The organism is Streptomyces sp. NPDC059850 (assembly GCF_042731515.1).
GTDB lineage: Bacteria > Actinomycetota > Actinomycetes > Streptomycetales > Streptomycetaceae > Streptomyces.
Window position 1 is genome coordinate 13,692 of record NZ_JBHWJI010000031.1, and the last position, 19,235, is coordinate 32,926.

At 72.6% G+C, this 19,235-nt stretch carries 18 protein-coding genes; 17 read left to right on the plus strand and 1 reads right to left on the minus strand.

Features of this window, described 5'->3' with window-relative positions; translation table 11 throughout:
• The first annotated feature begins 2 nt into the window (after positions 1-2).
• Positions 3-488 carry a heat shock protein transcriptional repressor HspR gene (locus tag ACFV9T_RS24615; RefSeq protein WP_385443942.1) on the plus strand — a complete coding sequence of 162 codons (486 nt, stop codon included), beginning with the start codon at positions 3-5 and terminating at the stop codon, positions 486-488.
• A 112-nt stretch (positions 489-600) separates the two neighbouring features.
• Positions 601-972 (plus strand): cupin domain-containing protein, encoded by a 372-nt coding sequence (locus tag ACFV9T_RS24620; protein WP_385443944.1) that lies wholly within the window; start codon positions 601-603, stop codon positions 970-972.
• A 40-nt stretch (positions 973-1,012) separates the two neighbouring features.
• Here ACFV9T_RS24620 and ACFV9T_RS24625 read toward each other — a convergent pair whose 3' ends face one another.
• Positions 1,013-1,423 carry a pyridoxamine 5'-phosphate oxidase family protein gene (locus ACFV9T_RS24625; RefSeq protein WP_385443946.1) on the minus strand — a complete coding sequence of 137 codons (411 nt, stop codon included), beginning with the start codon at positions 1,421-1,423 and terminating at the stop codon, positions 1,013-1,015.
• A gap of 141 nt (positions 1,424-1,564) precedes the next feature.
• Here ACFV9T_RS24625 and clpB point away from each other — a divergent pair, with 141 nt between their 5' ends.
• The 15 genes from clpB to kynU all read left to right on the plus strand — a co-directional run bounded on the left by clpB (position 1,565) and on the right by kynU (position 19,234).
• Positions 1,565-4,159, plus strand: a complete 2,595-nt coding sequence (gene clpB, locus ACFV9T_RS24630; RefSeq protein WP_385443948.1) for an ATP-dependent chaperone ClpB — start codon at positions 1,565-1,567, stop codon at positions 4,157-4,159.
• A 114-nt stretch (positions 4,160-4,273) separates the two neighbouring features.
• The gene (locus ACFV9T_RS24635) at positions 4,274-4,810 is read left to right on the plus strand and encodes a YbjN domain-containing protein (protein ID WP_385443950.1); all 537 of its coding nucleotides are present in this window, start codon (positions 4,274-4,276) and stop codon (positions 4,808-4,810) included.
• A gap of 164 nt (positions 4,811-4,974) precedes the next feature.
• Positions 4,975-6,906, plus strand: a complete 1,932-nt coding sequence (locus tag ACFV9T_RS24640; protein ID WP_385443951.1) for an FtsX-like permease family protein — start codon at positions 4,975-4,977, stop codon at positions 6,904-6,906.
• Positions 6,907-7,002: 96 nt separating this feature from the next.
• Complete coding sequence (locus ACFV9T_RS24645; protein ID WP_385443953.1) at positions 7,003-8,163, plus strand: pyridoxal phosphate-dependent aminotransferase; 1,161 nt, start codon at positions 7,003-7,005, stop codon at positions 8,161-8,163.
• A gap of 145 nt (positions 8,164-8,308) precedes the next feature.
• Positions 8,309-8,596, plus strand: coding sequence for a hypothetical protein (locus tag ACFV9T_RS24650; RefSeq protein ID WP_385443955.1), 288 nt, complete (start codon positions 8,309-8,311; stop codon positions 8,594-8,596).
• 289 nt (positions 8,597-8,885) lie between these two features.
• On the plus strand, positions 8,886-9,440 hold the full coding sequence (locus ACFV9T_RS24655) for a DUF2617 family protein (RefSeq protein WP_385443956.1): 555 nt from the start codon (positions 8,886-8,888) through the stop codon (positions 9,438-9,440).
• A 122-nt stretch (positions 9,441-9,562) separates the two neighbouring features.
• Positions 9,563-11,143, plus strand: a complete 1,581-nt coding sequence (locus tag ACFV9T_RS24660; RefSeq protein ID WP_385444063.1) for a polyamine aminopropyltransferase — start codon at positions 9,563-9,565, stop codon at positions 11,141-11,143.
• A 68-nt stretch (positions 11,144-11,211) separates the two neighbouring features.
• Positions 11,212-12,054, plus strand: coding sequence for an SRPBCC domain-containing protein (locus ACFV9T_RS24665; protein WP_385443958.1), 843 nt, complete (start codon positions 11,212-11,214; stop codon positions 12,052-12,054).
• 74 nt (positions 12,055-12,128) lie between these two features.
• On the plus strand, positions 12,129-12,941 hold the full coding sequence (locus ACFV9T_RS24670) for an aldose 1-epimerase (RefSeq protein WP_385443960.1): 813 nt from the start codon (positions 12,129-12,131) through the stop codon (positions 12,939-12,941).
• Positions 12,942-12,974: 33 nt separating this feature from the next.
• Positions 12,975-13,514, plus strand: coding sequence for an orotate phosphoribosyltransferase (pyrE, locus tag ACFV9T_RS24675; RefSeq protein WP_385443962.1), 540 nt, complete (start codon positions 12,975-12,977; stop codon positions 13,512-13,514).
• Positions 13,515-13,680: 166 nt separating this feature from the next.
• Complete coding sequence (gene fbaA / locus ACFV9T_RS24680; RefSeq protein ID WP_385444064.1) at positions 13,681-14,721, plus strand: class II fructose-bisphosphate aldolase; 1,041 nt, start codon at positions 13,681-13,683, stop codon at positions 14,719-14,721.
• A 108-nt stretch (positions 14,722-14,829) separates the two neighbouring features.
• A complete protein-coding gene (locus ACFV9T_RS24685; protein ID WP_385443964.1) occupies positions 14,830-16,377 on the plus strand; it encodes an MFS transporter in 1,548 nt (515 codons plus the stop codon).
• A 122-nt stretch (positions 16,378-16,499) separates the two neighbouring features.
• Positions 16,500-16,913 (plus strand): DUF3151 domain-containing protein, encoded by a 414-nt coding sequence (locus ACFV9T_RS24690; RefSeq protein WP_385443965.1) that lies wholly within the window; start codon positions 16,500-16,502, stop codon positions 16,911-16,913.
• 214 nt (positions 16,914-17,127) lie between these two features.
• Positions 17,128-18,009: a tryptophan 2,3-dioxygenase family protein gene (locus ACFV9T_RS24695; RefSeq protein WP_385443966.1), complete on the plus strand. Its 882-nt coding sequence runs from the start codon at positions 17,128-17,130 to the stop codon at positions 18,007-18,009.
• Positions 18,002-19,234 (plus strand): kynureninase, encoded by a 1,233-nt coding sequence (gene kynU, locus ACFV9T_RS24700; protein ID WP_385443967.1) that lies wholly within the window; start codon positions 18,002-18,004, stop codon positions 19,232-19,234. Before ACFV9T_RS24695 ends, kynU begins: the two co-directional genes overlap by 8 nt.
• Position 19,235 lies beyond the last annotated feature (1 nt).

The window sequence follows — 19,235 nt, forward strand, 5'->3', positions numbered from 1 at the left end:
CGATGGAGACGCACGGCCGAGGGGGCCTCGGAGGCAGGGGACCCGGCCGGTCACGTAATCCGTACGAGCTGACCGACGAATCGCCGGTGTACGTCATCTCGGTCGCCGCTCAGCTCTCCGGCCTGCATCCGCAGACCCTGCGTCAGTACGACCGCCTCGGGCTGGTCTCCCCGGACCGCACCGCCGGCCGCGGCCGGCGGTATTCCGCGCGCGACATCGAGCAGCTGCGCCAGGTGCAGCAGCTGTCCCAGGACGAGGGGATCAACCTCGCCGGGATCAAGCGCATCATCGAGCTGGAGAACCAGGTCGCCGCGCTGCAGTCGCGCGTGGCCGAGCTGCAGTCGGCCGTCGAGGGCGCGGCCGCCGCGATGCAGCAGCGCGAGGCCCAGGTCCACGCCTCGTACCGCCGTGACCTGGTCCCCTACCAGGACGTCCACCAGGGCAGTGCCCTGGTCGTCTGGCGTCCCAAGCCCAAGCGCAGGGACTAGCGTCTCTCCTCGGCAGCGACAGGCCCGGTGACCCATGCGGTCGCCGGGCCTCGCTCATGTGGCCGGGGCCCGCCGCGGGCGCACCATGGAGGTGTGGGAGGAGGTACCGCACATGTTGGAGATCAAGACGCTGGACAAGCCGGATGAGCGGCGGGACTTCCCCGGAGGTCATCTGGAAACCCTGCATCTGACCGGGCTCGACTTCGCCGTGGGCACCTTCGAGCCCGGCTGGCGCTGGCGGGAGTCGGTCCGGCCGCTGGCCGGGACGCAGAGCTGCCAGGTGCGCCATGCCGGGGTCGTGGTGCAGGGCCGTATGCGGCTGCGGATGGACGACGGCGCCGAGGGCGAGGTGGGCCCCGGCGATGTGTTCGTGGTGCCGCCCGGCCATGACGCGTGGGTGGTCGGCGACGAACCGGTGGTGGTGTACGACACCGGCGGCGAGATGGCCGAGGCGTACGCGCGGATCGAGGGGTCCGACACCTGATCGCGGGGTTCCGGCGTACCGACCGCGTGCCGGGGGCTGCTCAGCCGCGTCCCATCGCACGGGTGAGGGTGATCTCGATCAGGACGCGGTGCGGGTTGGGGCGGGGCGTGCGCTCGTAGCGTTCGGCGTAGCGGCGTTCCGCGTCGGCGATCAGCTCGGGTTCGGTGCGTACCCGGGCGATCCCCTCCAGCGTGGCCCACCGCTTGCCCGCCATCTGGCAGACGGCGACCCGCGCGCCGTCCGCCGACTCGCTCGCCGCCCGGACATGGGCGGCCTTGCGGCTGTGACCGCTGGCGATGACGCGGGCGAGCCCGGCGTCGGGGTCGTAGGTGACGCCGACCGGGACGACGTGCGGGGTGCCGTCGGGGCGGAGGGTGGTGAGGGTGCAGATATGGCGTTCGCGCCAGAAGGCGAGGTACGCGGGGTCCGGGTTGCGTGGATCGAGGGCCATGGACGGGAACCTATGGCCAGAACGCTGGCGGAGACACAGTTGAGTGGAATAGACTCAACTTTACGCATGTTGTGCACGGCAGGATTGGTTGTGCAGGCAGGATTGTGGTCCGCCGCAGCGCGATGAGGAGGAGCCAGGTACGTGGACGCCGAGCTGACCAACAAGAGCCGGGCGGCGCTGAGCGCGGCCAATGACCGTGCGGTGTCCGCCGGGCACGCCGATCTGACCCCGGCCCATCTGCTGCTCGCCCTTCTGCAGGGCCAGGACAACGAGAACGTGATGGATCTGCTGGCCGCCGTCGACACCGACGCGGCCGCCGTACGGAACGGGGCCGAGCGGCTGCTCGCCGCCCTGCCCAGCGTGCAGGGCTCCACCGTGGCCCCGCCACAGGCCAGCCGTGACCTGCAGGCGGTCCTCGTGGACGCCGCGCAGCGCGCGAAGGACCTGGGCGACGACTACATCTCCACCGAGCACCTTCTGATCGGCGTCGCCGCCAAGGGCGGCCAGGCCGGGGAGCTGCTCGACCAGCAGGGGGCGAGCGTCAAGCCGCTGCTCGCCGCGTTCGAGAAGGCCAGGGGTGGACAGCGGGTGACGACTCCCGATCCGGAGGGCACGTACAAGGCGCTGGAGAAGTTCGGCACGGACTTCACCGCCGCCGCGCGCGAGGGCAAGCTCGACCCGGTCATCGGCCGGGACCAGGAGATCCGGCGCGTGGTGCAGGTGCTCTCGCGGCGTACGAAGAACAACCCGGTGCTGATCGGCGACCCGGGCGTCGGCAAGACCGCCGTGGTGGAGGGGCTGGCCCAGCGCATCGTCAAGGGCGATGTGCCGGAGAGCCTGCGCGACAAGCGGCTGGTGGCGCTCGACCTCGGCGCGATGGTCGCGGGCGCGAAGTACCGGGGCGAGTTCGAGGAGCGGCTGAAGACCGTCCTCGCCGAGATCAAGTCCAGCGACGGCCAGATCATCACCTTCATCGACGAGCTGCACACCGTGGTCGGCGCGGGCGCGGGCGGCGACTCGTCCATGGACGCGGGCAACATGCTCAAGCCCATGCTCGCCCGCGGTGAGCTGCGCATGGTCGGCGCGACCACGCTGGACGAGTACCGCGAGCGGATCGAGAAGGACGCCGCGCTGGAGCGCCGCTTCCAGCAGGTGCTGGTCGCCGAGCCGACCGTCGAGGACACCGTGGCGATCCTGCGCGGCCTCAAGGGCCGGTACGAGGCCCACCACAAGGTGCAGATCGCGGACGGCGCGCTGGTGGCCGCCGCGACCCTCTCCGACCGGTACATCACCTCCCGCTTCCTCCCCGACAAGGCCATCGACCTGGTCGACGAGGCCGCCTCCCGGCTCCGTATGGAGATCGACTCCTCACCCGTAGAGATCGATGAGCTGCAGCGCTCCGTCGACCGGATGAAGATGGAGGAGATGGCGCTCGCCAAGGAGACCGACGAGGCCAGCAAGCTGCGGCTGGAGAAGCTGCGCCGCGACCTCGCCGACAAGGAGGAGGAGCTGCGCGGCCTGACCGCCCGCTGGGAGAAGGAGAAGCAGGGCCTCAACCGGGTCGGTGAGCTGAAGGAGAAGCTGGACGAGCTGCGCGGCCAGGCCGAGCGCGCCCAGCGCGACGGCGACTTCGGCACCGCCTCCAAGCTGCTGTACGGGGAGATCCCGGCCCTGGAGCGGGAGCTGGCCGAGGCCTCGGAGGCCGAGGCGGAGGTGCAGCAGGAGGACCGCGGCACCATGGTCAAGGAGGAGGTCGGCCCGGACGACGTGGCCGATGTGGTCGCCTCCTGGACCGGCATCCCGGCCGGGCGGCTGCTGGAGGGCGAGACCCAGAAGCTGCTGCGCATGGAGGATGAGCTGGGCCGTCGGCTGATCGGCCAGACCGAGGCCGTACGGGCCGTCTCGGACGCCGTGCGCAGGACCCGGGCCGGGATCGCCGACCCGGACCGGCCCACCGGATCGTTTCTCTTCCTCGGCCCCACCGGCGTCGGCAAGACCGAGCTGGCCAAGGCGCTCGCCGACTTCCTCTTCGACGACGAGCGGGCCATGGTCCGCATCGACATGAGCGAGTACGGCGAGAAGCACAGCGTCGCCCGGCTGGTCGGCGCCCCGCCCGGCTACGTCGGCTACGAGGAGGGCGGCCAGCTCACCGAGGCGGTGCGCCGCCGCCCGTACAGCGTGGTGCTGCTGGACGAGGTGGAGAAGGCCCACCCCGAGGTCTTCGACATCCTGCTCCAGGTGCTGGACGACGGGCGGCTCACCGACGGCCAGGGCCGGACGGTGGACTTCCGCAACACCATCCTGGTCCTCACCTCCAACCTGGGCAGCCAGTACCTGATGGACCCGCTGCTCAGCGAGGAGGAGAAGAAGCAGAGCGTGCTGGAGACGGTCCGCACCTCCTTCAAGCCGGAGTTCCTGAACCGCCTGGACGACCTGGTGGTCTTCTCCGCGCTCAGCCAGGACGAACTGTCCCGCATCGCCGAGCTGCAGATCGCCGCGCTCGCCCGGCGCCTCGCCGAACGGCGGCTGACCCTGGAGGTCAGCCCGGAGGCGCTGGCCTGGCTCGCCGAGGAGGGCAACGACCCGGCGTACGGGGCGCGCCCGCTGCGCCGTCTGGTGCAGACCGCGATCGGTGACCGGCTGGCCAGGGAGATCCTCTCCGGCGAGGTCCGGGACGGCGACACGGTCCGGGTCGAGAGGGCCGGAGACGGCCTCCTGGTGGGCCCGGCGCGGTGATCACACCGCCGCTGTCCTGATCGCTGTCTTGATCGCGCAAAGGTCCGGTCAGGGTTGCACGGCGGGGGCGGGTGTGAGGGAGGATGGCGGTATCCATACGAAGGGAAATCCACGGTGAGCATCGACCCGTCCTCGATTCCGAATTTCGGGGGCCAGCCCGAGCCCGAACCGGCGGGTCCGAGCGGCCCCGTGCTGCCCGACCAGGACCTGGTCAAGCAGCTTCTGGAGCAGATGGAGCTGAAGTACGTCGTCGACGAGGAGGGAGACCTCGCGGCGCCGTGGGAGCAGTTCCGCACCTACTTCATGTTCCGCGGTGAGGAGGAGCAGCAGGTCTTCTCCGTCCGGACGTTCTACGACCGGCCGCACGGCATCGAAGTGAAGCCGCAGCTGCTCGAGGTGATCGACGACTGGAACCGCCGCACCCTGTGGCCCAAGGTCTACAGCCACACCAACGACGACGGCACGGTCCGGTTGATCGGTGAGGCGCAGATGCTGATCGGCACCGGCGTCAGCCTGGAGCACTTCGTATCCAGCACGGTCAGCTGGGTGCGGGCGTCGATCGAGTTCGACCGCTGGCTGGTCGAACAGCTCGGCCTGGAGACCGACGCCGAGTCCGGCGACGACGAGAAGCCGGGCGACGACGAGGCCTGAGCAGGCCGGTCGGCCAGCGCACGCACTGCAGCACAGGCACAGCAGCACACAGGCACAGCAGCACGAGAACCCGGCCAGCGCGCCGCCCGTCAGGACGACGGCGCGCTACCGGGTTCTTGTCCTGTAGGTGAACGAGCACGCCGACGGACCGGGGGCCCGAGAAGATGCTGTTACGGCTGGCCTGGTGGACCGTGCGCAACCGGAAGGTCGCGTTCGCCGGATCCTTCGTGGCGATGGCGAGCGCCCAGACCCTGGTGACGGCGCTCGCGGTGCTGCTCGACGCGGGCGCGCGGGCGGGAGCGGAGCAGGGCGGGGAAGAGGCGCTGTCCTTCACCGTGCCGTTCGCCTTCATCTGCCTGTTCGTCTGCGCTTTCGCGGTGGCCGGGACCTTCTCCCTCTCCGTTCAGCAGCGCACCCGGGAGATCGCCCTGCTGCGCGCCGTCGCCGCGACCCCCGGTCAGGTGCGGCGGCTGATCGCGTACGAGGCCCTCGTGGTCACCGCCGTGGCGGCGGTGCCCGGGTGCGGTCTGGGCGTCCTGCTGGCCGCCGCGCTGCGGGCCTGGCTGGTCGGCCAGGGCTGGGTGCCGGACGCCTTCCCCCTGGACTTCGGCGTCTGGAGCCCGCTCGGCGCCGTGGCGATCTGCTGCGTGACCGCCCAGCTCGCGGTCCGGAGCAGCGGCAGAAGAGCCTCCCGGGTGCGCGCCGTCCAGGCCCTGGGGGAGGCGGCCGTACCGCCCCGGCGGGTGGGCGTCGTACGGACCGCCCTGGGCCTCGCGGCGCTGGGCGGCGGCTTCTGGGGGCTGTCGGCCATCGAGGAAGCCAGCGGGTCGTCCGACGCGGCCAACACCGCGGCGGGCATCGTCATGGTGTTCATGGTCGCGGTGGGGCTGCTCGCCCCGTGGATCGGGAAGCTGGCCGCCGGTGTCTTCGGCCTCGGGTGCCTGGTGCTGCTGCCGGTGAACGGGGCGCTGGTGCGGGCGAATCTGAGCGCGGGGCACCGCAGGCTGGGCGCGGCCGCCACCCCGCTCGCGATCACCGTCGCCTTCGCGGCCGTGGTGTTGTTCGTACCGCAGATGAAGTGGCACGAACAGGAGCGGCAGGACCGGGAGCGGCTGGTCGCCGACTATCTGGTGCGGGCCACGGGGCAGGAGGACCTGCCCGACTCGGCCGCCAGGACGGTCGGCGGCCTGCCGGGCGTCGCCGAGGCCATCGGTGTCCAGGGCACCCACGCGATGGTGCTCGGCAGCGACGATCCGGACGGCGAGGGACCCCGGGGCATCGTCCAGGCGGTCACGGACGGCTCCCTGGGCCAGGTGCTCGACCTGGCGCCCGCCCACGGCGGCCTCGACCGGCTCGGGCCGCACGACATCGCGCTGAGCCGGTCCCTGGCCCGCGCCGCCCGTGCCGAGGTGGGCGACACGGTGTGGCTGTCCCTGGACGACGACCGCGTCGAACGGTCCCGGGTGGCCGCGATCTACACCCGCGACCAGGGCTTCGGGGACCTGGTCGTGCCGCAGCGCATGGCCGCCGCCCACCTGCTGCCCGGGGACCCGTCCATCCTGGACACGGTGTACGTACGGGCCCTGCCGGGCCGGGAGGGGGACGTGGCGGACCGGCTGGCCGCTCTGACCGGGGACCGGCCGTCCTGGGAGGTCCTGGACCGCTCCGCGCACCGGGCCGAGGCCCGTCGTCAGCGGGATGCGTCGATGACCGCCACCTATCTGCTGCTGGCCATCGTGACCGTGTTCACGTCGATCTCGGTCGTCAACACCCTGGTGATGACGACCATGGAGCGGGTGGGCGAGTTCGCGCTGCTGCGGCTCGTCGGCGCCACCCGCGGGCAGGTCGCCCACATGATGCGGGCCGAGAACGCCGTGACCGTGCTCGCGGCGCTGCTGGTCGGCTCGACGGTGGCCGGGCTGGTCCTGACCGCGTTCAGCAGGGCCCTGACCGGCTCGCCCCACCCTTCCCTGCCAGGGGCCACCCTCGCCCTCATCGTGGGCGGTGCGGGCGTGCTCGCGTCTCTGACCGGAGTGCTGACGACGCGCATCGCCCTGCGGCCGCGGGCCGCCGCCGCGCTGCGAGGCGACGGCTAGCCGTACCTCCTGCGGCCGCGCCTCCGCTCATCGCCCGCCCTCGGCGAGGATGGACGGTGGACGATGGCTGAAACCGGCAGAGGGAATGGTGGAGACATGGGCGGCAGGCCGCTGCTGAACCGACGGCTCGACGGGCACGGCACGACGATCTTCGCGGAGATGTCCGCGCTCGCCGCGCGCACCGGCGCGATCAACCTGGGCCAGGGCTTCCCCGACACCGACGGGCCCGAGGAGGTCCGCGAGGCGGCCGTACGGGCCCTCCGGGACGGGCGCGGCAATCAGTACCCGCCCGGCCCGGGCGTCCCCGAGCTGCGGACCGCCATCGCCGAGCACCAGCGGCGGTTCTACGGCCTGTCCTACGACCCCGACACCGAGGTGCTGGTGACCGCGGGCGCCACCGAGGCCATCGCGGCGTCGATGCTGGCGCTGCTGGAACCGGGCGACGAGGTCATCGCCTTCGAGCCGTTCTACGACTCCTACGCGGCGTGCATCGCCATGGCGGGCGCCACCCGCGTCCCCCTCACCCTCCGGGCCCCCGATTTCCGCCCCGACCTCGACGCCCTGCGCGCCGCGATCACGCCCCGCACCCGGCTGCTGCTGCTCAACAGCCCGCACAACCCGACCGGCATGGTGCTCACCCGCGACGAGCTGACCGCCATCGCGGCCCTCGCGGTCGAGCACGACCTTCTCGTGGTCACCGACGAGGTCTACGAGCACCTGGTGTTCGACGGCGAGCACATCCCCCTCGCCTCGCTGCCCGGGATGCGCGAGCGGACCGTCTCCATCTCGTCGAGCGGGAAGACTTTCTCGTTCACCGGTTGGAAGGTGGGCTGGGTGACGGCCTCGGCGCCGCTGGTGACGGCCGTCCGTACCGCGAAGCAGTACCTGACCTTCGTCAGCGCGGGCCCGTTCCAGTACGCGGTGGCGGAGGCGCTGAGCCTCCCGGACGGCTACTTCACCGGTTTCCGGGAGGGGCTGCGGGCCAAGCGCGACATCCTCGCCGACGGGCTCACCGAGGCGGGCTTCGAGGTCTTCCGTCCGCAGGGCACCTACTTCATCACCACCGATGTCGCGGCCCTCGGCGAGAAGGACGGCATCGCCCTCTGCCGGAGCCTTCCGGAGCGCTGCGGCGTGGTCGCGGTGCCCAACGCGGTCTTCTACGACGACCCGGACGCCGGGCGGAGCCAGGTCCGATTCGCCTTCTGCAAGCGGGAGGACGTCCTCCGCGAGGCCGTGGCGCGCCTGCGGCGGCTGTGAGCCACGGGCGTGTCCCCATCGAACCTCTGGACTTGCTCAACTCGGCTTTTGACGGGGACCAAGCCGGGCAGGAGCTGGTCAGGCACGACAGAGCGGTACCTCGCTACGGGGGCTCGCTACGGGGGATGGAAGGAGTGAGGACCCCATGGGATTTGTCATCGTGTTCGTCGTCGTGGTCTTCGCGGTCATGGCGGTGGCGGCACTGAGCGCCGGGAAGGCCAGGAAGCGCCGGGGGGCTTACGGGGCGGGTTCGTCCGGGGGCGCCGGTGGCGGCTGGTGGCTCGGCAGTGGTGGTTCGAGCGGCGGTGGCTGCGGTGGCGGCCACCACCACGGCGGCAGCAGCTGCGGCGGCAGCAGCAGTAGCTGCGGCGGCGGAGGGGGCTGTGGCGGTGGCGGCGGTGGCGGTGGTGGCGGCTGCGGGGGAGGTTCCTGAGCCGTCCCTCGGGGGAACCGCCCCGTGTGAATGCGCCCGGCGCGCCAACGTGCGCCGGGCGCAGCTGTGTTGAACACTTGAGCTGGGGACCGCCCTAGGGGGTGGAAACCCGGCGAAGGTGGGTAAAAACGATGTGGCGTCGACCATTTCATGATTCCGTATACCACCGCCCTACGGACCCCACGTGGGCACGAGCCGGCGTATCCGCAGCCCCCCTGGACCACTGCGGGGCGGACCACCGCGGGGCGAGCCGGCCCACCTTTCCCCTGCGTGCTTGCGGAGCCGACCCATGCTCACGACCCTCAAGACTGCCTACACCGACACCCGCGCCGATGACCTGGCCTGGGCCCTGGGGCGGGAACCGCTTCCGGCCCTGGCCGTGCTCGACCTCCGACTTCACGGTTTCGCAGTGCAGTTGAGGCTTCTCGGGGCCTCGCACCAGGTCCTCCTCGAAGCGGAGGACGGGCGCTGTTCTGAGACCGTCGCCTGCATGTCCGGCAGCAGCACCCCGCTTCCGCTGGGCGTTTCCACCCTCGTCGACGGCCGCGAGTACGAATTCGCGGCGCGCGTCGAGGAGTTGTCCAAGGGGTCGTTCGCCGGGCGGGCCCAGGAGTTACTGGCGCTGGTCGCCGACCATCCGCACGGCCTGGCGGGGACGTTCCCCGGCAGCCCGCACGCGTTCACCGCGCTGCTCGCGCAGTGGCACGAGGGCACGGTGGGGTGGCGTACCTGGCACGCGTATCCGCAGGAAGGGCGGCTCGTCACCACCCGTACCTGCCTGGGCGTGACGTCCATACCGATGCGGCTCCGGCCGCCCGGCGACCACCCGGTGTCCTCCCGCTGATCCCCCGCTGATCCGGTGTGCGGATGATGCGGTGTACGGATGAGCGGCAGTCAGTACACCCTTGTGGGTGACCAGGCGTGGGTGATTTGTAACGTAGCGTTCCGTTCGTGACCGAATCCCCGATGCCCGCGCCGGAGTCCGAGAATCCGGTGCGGCTGCCCGTGCGGGCCGGGTTCGGCCGCTTCCTCATCCTCGTGACCGTCTTCGTCTGTGCCGCCTGCGGGCTGGTCTACGAACTCGAACTCGTCGCCCTCGCCTCCTACTTGGTGGGCGATTCGGTGACCCAGGCTTCCGTCGTCCTGTCGGTGATGGTCTTCGCGATGGGCGTCGGCTCGCTGCTCGCCAAGCGGCTGCGCCCCCGCGCCGCGGCCGGTTTCGGCGCCGTCGAGGCGGTGCTCGCGCTCCTCGGCGGCTGCTCGGCGATGGCCCTGTACGCGTGCTTCGCGTGGTGGGGGCAGTCGCGCTCGGCGCTGGTCGGCTTCTCGTTCGCGATCGGCGTGCTCATCGGCGCCGAGGTGCCGCTGCTGATGACGCTCATCCAGCGGGTGCGGCGGCAGGACCCGGGCGGCGCGGTCGCCGATCTGTTCGCCGCCGACTATGTGGGCGCGCTGGTCGGCGGGCTCGCGTTCCCGTTTCTGCTGCTGCCCGCGTTCGGCCAGCTGACCGGCGCGCTGGTGACGGGCGCGGTCAACGCGGTCGCGGGCGGGGCGCTGGTGCTGTGGCTGTTCCGCCGCGATCTGAGCGCACGGTCCCGGTGGGCGCTGATCGTCGGCAACGCCCTGGTGCTCGGCCTGCTGGCGGCGGGCGCCATCCTCACCCCCTCGTTCGAACGGGCCGCCCGGCAGGCCGTGTACGGGCCGGAGGTGCGCGTCGCGGTGCGCACCGGGGTCCAGGAGGTGGTGCTGACCGGCGGCCGCACCCACGGGCGCTCGCTGTCGCTGTTCCTCGACGGGCGGCTGCAGGTCAGCGGCCACGACGAGATGCGCTACCACGAGGCGCTGATCCACCCCGCGATGGCGGCCGGACCGCACCGCCGGGTCCTGGTGCTCGGCGGCGGCGACGGGCTCGCGGCCCGCGAGGTCCTGCGGTACGGCGGGGTCCGGTCGGTGACCGTCGTCGAGCGCGACCCGGAGGTGGTGCGGCTGGCCCGCCGCGACCCCGGGCTCTCCGCGCTCAACGCGGACGCCTACCGCGATCCACGGGTGCGGGTGGTCACCGCGGACGCCTTCGACTGGCTGCGCCGGAGCGCCGCGTACGACGTCGTGGTGAGCGATCTGCCCGACCCCGGCCTCACGCCGAGCACCAAGCTGTACTCGCAGGAGTTCTACGGCCTCGCGGAACGGGCGCTGGCCCCCGGCGGGCGGCTCGCCGTCCACGCGGGCCCCTTCAGCCCGCGGCCCCGCGCGTACTGGACGGTGGACGCGACGATGCGCTCGGTGGGGCTGCGGACGGTGCCGTACGTGGTGGCGGCGCGCCCGGCGGGCGGCGAGCGGGCGGGGTACGGGTCGGCGGGGGACGGGCCGCGCGACTGGGGATTCCTGCTCGCCGCCCGCACCCCGCCCCCGCTGGCCCTCGCCCCCCACGGCCCCCGCCCGCGCTCGCTCACCCCGGCCGGTCTGGACGCGGCGCGGGGCGCGGCCGGACGGAGCCGGGAGCCCGGTCTGCCGCCGTCGACCCTGATGCACCCCCGCTACGGGGACTGAGTACGTCGAGGGCGAAAGTTGCGTGGGATGGGGTCTCAGCCAACGCGCGATGGGTAGTGTCTTGAGCTATGGAGCATGAGGTGTTCGTTCCGTTTCCCGTCGACACCGTCCGGCAGGCGCTCTCGGATCCCGACCGCATCGCCCGTTGCGTTCCCGGGCTCCAGCAGGACGCCGATGAGGACGCGGGTCCGCTCGCCGGGCGGCTGCGGCTGCGCATCGGCGGATCCACCATCACCTACCGTGGCGTGCTGCGCGTCACGGAGCGCGGCGATGGCGTGGAGGCCGAGGGCGAGGGCACGGAGGTGCGGGGCGGCGGCTCGGTGAAGCTGGCGCTGACCCTGACGCCCCGGGCCGTGGACGGCGGCGGTACGGGGCTGCGCTGCTCGGGGACCGTGCGCAGCGAGGGTCGGCTCGCCGAGTTCGACGCGCACGCGACCGAGACGGTGGCCCGCCGCATGCTGGACCGCTTCGGTGCGTCGCTGGCGTCCGGTCTCGAGGCGTCCCCGATCGCCCCGGCCGCCGATCACGACCCCCTCGCCGAGGCGGAGCTGCCGCTGCGCACCGACGCCACCGATCAGCCCGAGGAGGCCGAGGACATCGACGTGGACGACATCGGCGACCTCGACGACGTCGACTCGGTGGGCGATGTCAGCGAGCTGGCCGAGCTGGGCGGGCTGGGCGGGCTGGACGACGACGAGCCCCCGGCGGAGGCCGCGCACGCCCGCCGCACCATGATCGGCCGCTCGACCGAGGAGGTCGACCACGCCCCGCCGCGCGGCCGCTACGCCCCCGTACCGGCGCCCGAGGCCGGGTCCACCGGCGCCGCGCTGCGCTGGGCGGCGCCCGCCGCGGCCGTGGTGCTCGCGTCGGCCGTCGTCGTCGGACGGCGTGTGCTGCGCCGCCGTAGGTGATCGCTGGTCAGTGCTGATCGCTGGTCAGTGGTGATCGCTCGCCGCCGCCGAGCGGCTGCGCATAGGGTCGGGGCGTGACCGAAGAGACTACGGAGACCAAGGGCGTCCGGCTGACCGCCGGGGACGCCGAGCTGACCGTTTCGCCCGAGAACGGCTGCCGTATCGGCTCGCTGCGCATCGGTGGCACGGAGCTGCTGCGGCAGGGCCCGCGGTACGGGTCCTTCCCGATGGTGCCCTGGTGCGGCCGGGTCGAGCTGGGCCGGTTCCGCGACGGCGGCCGGAGCCACCAGCTGCCCGTCAACTCCCCGCCGCACGCGATCCACGGCACCGGCCGGGACCTCGCCTGGCGCACGGTCGGCACCGGGCCGGACAGCGCGACCTTCACCTACGACCTCGCCGACCCGTGGCCGTACGAGGGCCGGGTCACCCAGCGCTTCGACCTGACCGCGGACGCGCTGACCGTCACCATGAGCGTGGAGACGGAAGGCGACTCCTTCCCGGCGCAGGCCGGATGGCACCCGTGGTTCCTGCGCGACCTGGGCGAGGGCGGCGCGGACGTCGAGCTGTCGTTCAGCGCGGAGTGGCAGGAGGAGCGCGGCGAGAACCACCTCCCCACCGGCCAGCGCATCCAGCCCCGCCCCGGCCCGTGGGACGACTGCTTCGGCATGCCGGACGGCGTGGATGTCACGCTGACCTGGCCGGAGCGGCTCGAACTCAAGGTCACCAGCCGCAGCGAATGGGTCGTGGTCTACGACGAGCAGCAGGAGGCGGTGTGCGTCGAGCCGCAGTCCGGGCCGCCGAACGGTCTGAACACCCTTCCCCGCCTGGTCACGCCCATCGACCCGCTGGAGATCTCCATGACGTGGAGCTGGCGCGAGCTGGCGTAACGCGGTGGAAGAGCACCGCCTAAGCTCGTGTGCATGAGCGAAGCGCGTGACGCCCTGCTGCAGCAGATCAAGGACAAGGCCGTGGTCCACGGCAAGGTGACCCTCTCCTCCGGCAAGGAGGCCGACTACTACATCGACCTGCGCCGGATCACCCTGGACGCCGAGGCCGCGCCCCTGGTCGGGCAGGTCATGCTCGACGCCACGGCCGACCTGGACTACGACGCGGTGGGCGGCCTGACCCTGGGCGCCGACCCGGTGGCCACGTCCATGCTGCACGCGGCCGCCGCGCGGGGCCGGAGGCTCGACGCCTTCGTCGTCCGCAAGGCGCAGAAGACTCACGGTCTGCAGCGGCGGATCGAGGGCCCGGACATCGCGGGCCGCCGCGTGCTGGTGGTCGAGGACACCTCCACCACCGGCGGCTCGCCGCTGACCGCCGTCGAGGCGGCGCGCGAGGCGGGCGCCGAGGTCGTCGCGGTCGCCACGATCGTCGAGCGCGGGGCCGCCCCCGCGATCGCGGACGCCGGGCTGGCTTACGTACCGGCGTACTCGCTCACCGACCTCGGCCTGAGCTGATCCGGGGCCTGAGCTGATCTGGTTTCACGTGAAACCACCCACCCCCGTCCGTGTGGTCCCCGCGAGCGCCGGGTGGAGCAATCGACGGAGTCTGGGAGGATGGCCGCGACGATGACGTCGCCGCAGGACTCCCCCTAGGTCAGGGCCAAGAACCTCACCCGCGCACATCACAAGGAGCGGACAGATGCCCATCGCATCCCCTGAGATCTACAACGAGATGCTCGACCGGGCGAAGGCAGGCAAGTTCGCCTACCCGGCGATCAACGTGACCTCGACGCAGACGCTGCACGCCGCGCTGCGGGGCTTCGCCGAGGCGGAAAGCGACGGCATCGTCCAGATCTCCACCGGTGGTGCCGAGTTCCTGGGTGGCCAGTACAGCAAGGACATGGTCTCCGGCTCGGTCGCGCTCGCCGAGTTCGCGCACATCGTCGCCAAGAAGTACCCGGTGAACATCGCGCTGCACACCGACCACTGTCCGAAGGACAAGCTGGACGGCTATGTGCGTCCGCTGCTCGCGGTCTCGCAGGAGCGCGTCGCGGCCGGGCAGAACCCGCTGTTCCAGTCCCACATGTGGGACGGCTCCGCCGAGACGCTGGACGACAACCTGCGCATCGCGCAGGAGCTGCTGGCCGAGGCGGTCAAGGCCAAGATCATCCTTGAGGTCGAGATCACCCCGACCGGCGGCGAGGAGGACGGCGTCTCGCACGAGATCAACGACGAGCTGTACACCACCGTCTCCGACGCCGAGCGGACCGCCGAGGCGCTGGGCCTGGGCGAGAAGGGCCGCTACCTGCTGGCCGCCTCCTTCGGCAACGTCCACGGCGTCTACAAGCCGGGCAACGTCGTGCTGCGCCCGGAGCTGCTGCGCCAGCTGCAGGACGGCCTCGCCGCGAAGTCCGGCAAGACCGACCCGTTCGACTTCGTCTTCCACGGCGGCTCCGGCTCCTCGGAGCAGGAGATCCTCACGGCGCTGGAGAACGGCGTGGTGAAGATGAACCTCGACACCGACACCCAGTACGCCTTCACCCGGCCGATCGCGGACCACATGTTCCGCAACTACGACGGTGTGCTGAAGGTCGACGGCGAGGTCGGCAGCAAGAAGGTCTACGACCCGCGCAGCTGGGGCAAGTCGGCCGAGAAGGGCATGGCCGAGCGCGTCACGCAGGCCTGCGCCAACCTGCGGTCCACCGGCACCAAGCTGAAGTAACCGGCGCCGTTTCCGGGCCCGGGTCCCCGCCGTCGCGGCGAGGACCCGGGCCCGTGTGCGTTCGCCCCCGGGCTGGCCGCACGCGGGCGTCGCGGGGATGATCCAGGTATGGGCGACAACCCGCCTCCCACCGCCGTGCGGATCTCCACCGCCGCCGGGCGGTGGGTCGTGCTCACCACCGTGCTGGGCTCCGCGATGGCGCTGCTCGACAGCACCGTCGTCAACGTCGCCCTGCCCCGCATCGGCCTCGACCTCGGCGCCGATCTCGCCGTCCTCCAGTGGACCGTCAACGCCTACCTGCTCACCCTCGCCGGGCTCATCCTCCTCGGCGGGGCGCTCGGGGACCGCTTCGGGCGGCGGCGGGTGTTCATCGTCGGCGTCGTGTGGTTCGCGCTCGCGTCCCTGCTGTGCGGGCTGGCGCCGAACGCCGGGATGCTCATCGCCGCCCGCGCCCTCCAGGGCATCGGCGGGGCGCTGCTCACCCCCGGCTCGCTGGCGCTGATCCAGCCGGTCATCCACCCCGACGACCGGGCCCGGGCGGTCGGGCTGTGGTCCGGGTTCGGCGGGGTGGGGGCGGCGATCGGGCCGTTCCTCGGGGGCTGGCTGGTGGACGGTCCGGGCTGGCGCTGGGTGTTCTTCCTCAACGTGCCGCTGGCGGCCGTATGCGTCCCGGTCGCGCTGCGGCACGTACCGGAGTCCCGGGATCCGCGGGCGCACGGCCGGTTCGACGTGCTGGGCGCGGTGCTCGGCGCGCTCGCGCTCGGCCTGGTGACGTACGCGCTGATCGCCGCGCCGCAGCGGGGCGCGTCGCTCTCCGTGGTGCTGCCCGCCGTGGCCGGGCTGCTGGCGGGGGTGGCGTTCGTGTACGCGGAGCGGGTGCGCCCCGAGCCGATGCTGCCGCTCACCCTCTTCTCGTCGCGCCAGTTCACCGCCGTGAACGCGGTGACGCTGTGCGTGTACGCGGCCTTCGGCGGCTTCTTCTTCCTGGTCGTGCTGAACCTCCAGGTGGTCGTCGGCTACTCCGCGCTGGTCGCCGGAACCGCGCTGCTGCCCACGACCTTGCTGATGCTGCTGCTGTCGGCCCGCTCCGGCGAGCTGGGCAAGCGCATCGGCCCGCGCATCCCGCTGACCGTCGGGCCGCTGCTGTGCGCCGCCGGAATGCTGCTGATGACCCGGGCCGGGGTGGGCGCCGTCTACTGGCGGGACGTGCTGCCCGCGCTGGTGGTGATGGGGCTGGGCATGGTGGTGCTCGTCGCCCCGCTCACCGCGACCGTGCTGGCCTCGGTGGACGTCGGACGGGCGGGCCTGGCCAGCGGCATCAACAACGCGGCGGCGCGGGCGGCGGGCCTGGTGGCGGTCGCGGCGCTGCCGCTGCTGGCGGGCATGGGCGCGGAGGCGTACCGGTCGGCGGACCGGTTCTCGGAGGCCTTCCGGCGGGCGATGCCGATCTGCGCGGCGGTGCTGGTGCTGGGCGCGCTCATCGCCTGGCGGGCGGTACGGGCGGACGCGCTGGAGCGGGCCGGGGAGCCTGAGGAGGCGGCGGAGGGAGCGCGGGCGGCGGGGGAGCGCCCCTGCCGTCCCGAGTGCGCGTACCACTGCGGGGTGGGCGCCCCGCCGCTGGACCCGGGCGAGCGGCCGCGCAAGCCCCCGGCTTGATCACGCGCCTCAGCCCCTGGCTTGATCATGCGCCTCGGTCCCCGGCTTGATCATGCGCCTCGCGGCAGTGGACCTTGGTGTGGGGCGGCGGGCGGGGCGGGCGGTCCGGCAGACTGGAACCCATGGCCATTCACGAGAATCTGCTCGGGGGACCGCCCCCGACCCATCTGCCCGACGACCCCGAGCCGCGGGAACTGCTCGCGTCCGGTGCGGCTCCCACCGAGGTCGCCGCGAAGTACCCGGCCTCCTCGCTCGCCTGGGCCCAGCTCGCCGACGAGGCGTTCGAGAACGGCCGGGTGGTCGAGTCGTACGCGTACGCCCGCACCGGCTACCACCGTGGCCTCGACGCGCTGCGGCGCAGTGGCTGGAAGGGCCACGGCCCTGTCCCCTTCGAGCACGAACCCAACCGGGGTTTCCTGCGCGCCCTGCACGCGCTCGCCCGCGCCGCGCAGTCCATCGGTGAGCAGGAGGAGTACGAGCGCTGCGCGTCGTTCCTGCGTGAGAGCTCGCCGACCGCGGCGGACACGCTTTCCTGACCCCTTCCGGGGTGTGGGCCTGCCGGGGCGTTCGTGTCCCGGCAGGCCCGTCGTGCGCCGTTGCGCGGGTGCGGAGCGCACTTGCGAGCGGCGCGCGCGGCACGCATGATGCGGGCAGGGACCACAGAAGTGGCCCCTGAGGGGACCGGGGCTCCGAGACCGAAGGGATGGGGCGGACCGCTACCCGGTGGCGAGCAGTACCTCAGGAGATGCGATGTCGCAGCAGCCTGCCCCGAAATCCGCCCCCGCGCCCGACGAGGCCGTCCTGTCCGACGGCGAACCGGAACCGGAAGCGCCCCATCTGGACTTCCAGGGCACGACCCCGTACGAGGACTACGTCCGGGCGTCCGTCCTCACCCACCTCCAGCACCCGCTCTCCGACGACCCCGGCGAGATGGTCTTCCTGGTCACCACCCAGGTCATGGAGCTGTGGTTCACCGTCATCGTCCACGAGTGGCACACCGCCGCGCAGGCGCTGCGCGAAGACGACCTGCCCACCGCGCTGGCGGCGCTGGGGCGCTCCACGTACGAGCTGGAGTCGCTGAACGCGTCCTGGAAGCCGCTCGCGCACCTCACGCCCGGCCAGTTCAACGCGTACCGCTCCGCGCTCGGCGACGGTTCCGGCTTCCAGTCCGCGATGTACCGGCGGCTGGAGTTCCTGCTCGGCGAGAAGTCGGCGTCCATGCTGGTCCCGCACCGGGGCGCGCCGCGCGAGCACGCGGAGCTGGAGAAGGCGCTGACCGAGCCCAGCCTCTACGACGAGGTGCTGCGCTTCCTGGACCGCCGTGGCCACGCCATACCCGCCGCCGTGCTGGACCGCGACCCCACCCGCCGGTACGAGCCGGATCCCGGGGTGGAGCGGGTGTGGCAGGAGATCTACTCCGGCCGGTGCGAGGACGAGCTGATCCAGCTCGGCGAGGGGCTGACCGAGGTCGCCGAGCTGGTGTGGCGCTGGCGCAACGACCATCTGGTGGCCACCCGGCGGGCGATGGGCGCCAAGACCGGAACGGGCGGCTCCGCCGGGGTCGCCTGGCTGGAGAAGCGCGCCGCGAAGAACGTGTTCCCCGAGCTGTGGACGGCGCGCAGCTATGTCTGAGACGACGCTCCCCAAGGAGCTGACCGCCGAGGCCGACGCGCTCGACGCGGCCGATGAACTCCGCGCCAAGCGCGACGCCTTCGCCCTCGACGACACCGTCTACCTCGACGGCAATTCGCTCGGCGCGCTGCCCCACGCCGTCCCCGCCCGGCTGGCCGACGTCGTGGCCCGCGAATGGGGGCAGCTGCGCATCCGCTCCTGGGAGGAGAGCGGCTGGTGGACCGCCCCCGAGCGGATCGGCGACCGCGTGGGGCGGATCGTCGGCGCAGCTCCCGGGCAGGTGGTGGTCGGTGACTCGACCAGCGTGAACGTCTTCAAGGCGGTCGTCGCGGCGGTACGCATCGCCCAGGAGCGCGGGGCCCACCGCGACCAGATCGTGGTGGACGAGTCCACCTTCCCCACCGACGGCTACATCGCCGAATCCGCCGCCCGCATGACCGGCTGCACCGTGCGGGCCGTGGCGGCGGGCGACGTACCGACCTCGGTCGGGCCGCGCACCGCCGTCGCGCTCGTCAACCACGTCGACTACCGGACCGGCCGCCTCCAGGACCTGCCCGGCACGACGGCCGCCATCCACGCGGCCGGGGCCCTCGCCGTCTGGGACCTCTGCCACAGCGCGGGCGCGCTGCCGGTGGGGCTCGACGCGCACGGGGTCGACCTCGCCGTCGGCTGTACGTACAAGTACCTCAACGGGGGCCCGGGCGCGCCCGCCTATCTGTACGTGGCGCGGGAGCACCAGCCGCGCTTCGACTCCCCGCTCCCCGGCTGGAACTCCCACGCCGACCCCTTCGGCATGACCCCCGCCTACACCCCCGCCGAGGGCGCGGTACGCGGCCGCGTCGGCACCCCGGACATCCTCTCCATGCTCGCGCTGGAGGCCGCGCTGGAGGTGTGGGACGACGTCCCGGTCGAGGCCGTACGGGCCAAGAGCCTGGCCCTGACGGACTTCTTCCTGCGGTGCGTCGAGGCTTACGTCCCGGCCGGGCGCGTCCAGTCCGTCACCCCGGCCGCCCACGCGGAACGCGGCAGCCAGATCGCGCTGCGCTGCGCGGAGGCGGGCCCGGCGATGGCCGAGCTGATCCGGCGCGGCGTCGTCGGCGACTTCCGCCGCCCCGACGTGCTGCGCTTCGGCTTCACCCCGCTCTACACCGGCTTCGCCGAGGTGGAGCGGGCGGCGCGGGTGCTGGCGGAGGTCCTGGAGGACGTACGGGGCGAGGTGGGCTGAC

Excerpts from the sequence above, each read along its gene's own strand:
- ACFV9T_RS24690 (WP_385443965.1), top strand. The coding sequence starts at position 16,500 with ATGGCCATTCACGAGAATCTGCTCGGGGGACCGCCCCCGACCCATCTG.
- ACFV9T_RS24695 (WP_385443966.1), top strand. The coding sequence starts at position 17,128 with ATGTCGCAGCAGCCTGCCCCGAAATCCGCCCCCGCGCCCGACGAGGCC.
- ACFV9T_RS24615 (WP_385443942.1), top strand. The coding sequence starts at position 3 with ATGGAGACGCACGGCCGAGGGGGCCTCGGAGGCAGGGGACCCGGCCGG.
- ACFV9T_RS24655 (WP_385443956.1), top strand. The coding sequence starts at position 8,886 with ATGCTCACGACCCTCAAGACTGCCTACACCGACACCCGCGCCGATGAC.
- ACFV9T_RS24665 (WP_385443958.1), top strand. The coding sequence starts at position 11,212 with ATGGAGCATGAGGTGTTCGTTCCGTTTCCCGTCGACACCGTCCGGCAG.
- ACFV9T_RS24625 (WP_385443946.1), bottom strand. The coding sequence starts at position 1,423 with ATGGCCCTCGATCCACGCAACCCGGACCCCGCGTACCTCGCCTTCTGG.
- ACFV9T_RS24645 (WP_385443953.1), top strand. The coding sequence starts at position 7,003 with ATGGGCGGCAGGCCGCTGCTGAACCGACGGCTCGACGGGCACGGCACG.
- ACFV9T_RS24620 (WP_385443944.1), top strand. The coding sequence starts at position 601 with ATGTTGGAGATCAAGACGCTGGACAAGCCGGATGAGCGGCGGGACTTC.
- ACFV9T_RS24660 (WP_385444063.1), top strand. The coding sequence starts at position 9,563 with ATGCCCGCGCCGGAGTCCGAGAATCCGGTGCGGCTGCCCGTGCGGGCC.
- kynU (WP_385443967.1), top strand. The coding sequence starts at position 18,002 with ATGTCTGAGACGACGCTCCCCAAGGAGCTGACCGCCGAGGCCGACGCG.
- ACFV9T_RS24685 (WP_385443964.1), top strand. The coding sequence starts at position 14,830 with ATGGGCGACAACCCGCCTCCCACCGCCGTGCGGATCTCCACCGCCGCC.
- ACFV9T_RS24650 (WP_385443955.1), top strand. The coding sequence starts at position 8,309 with ATGGGATTTGTCATCGTGTTCGTCGTCGTGGTCTTCGCGGTCATGGCG.
- pyrE (WP_385443962.1), top strand. The coding sequence starts at position 12,975 with ATGAGCGAAGCGCGTGACGCCCTGCTGCAGCAGATCAAGGACAAGGCC.
- ACFV9T_RS24640 (WP_385443951.1), top strand. The coding sequence starts at position 4,975 with ATGCTGTTACGGCTGGCCTGGTGGACCGTGCGCAACCGGAAGGTCGCG.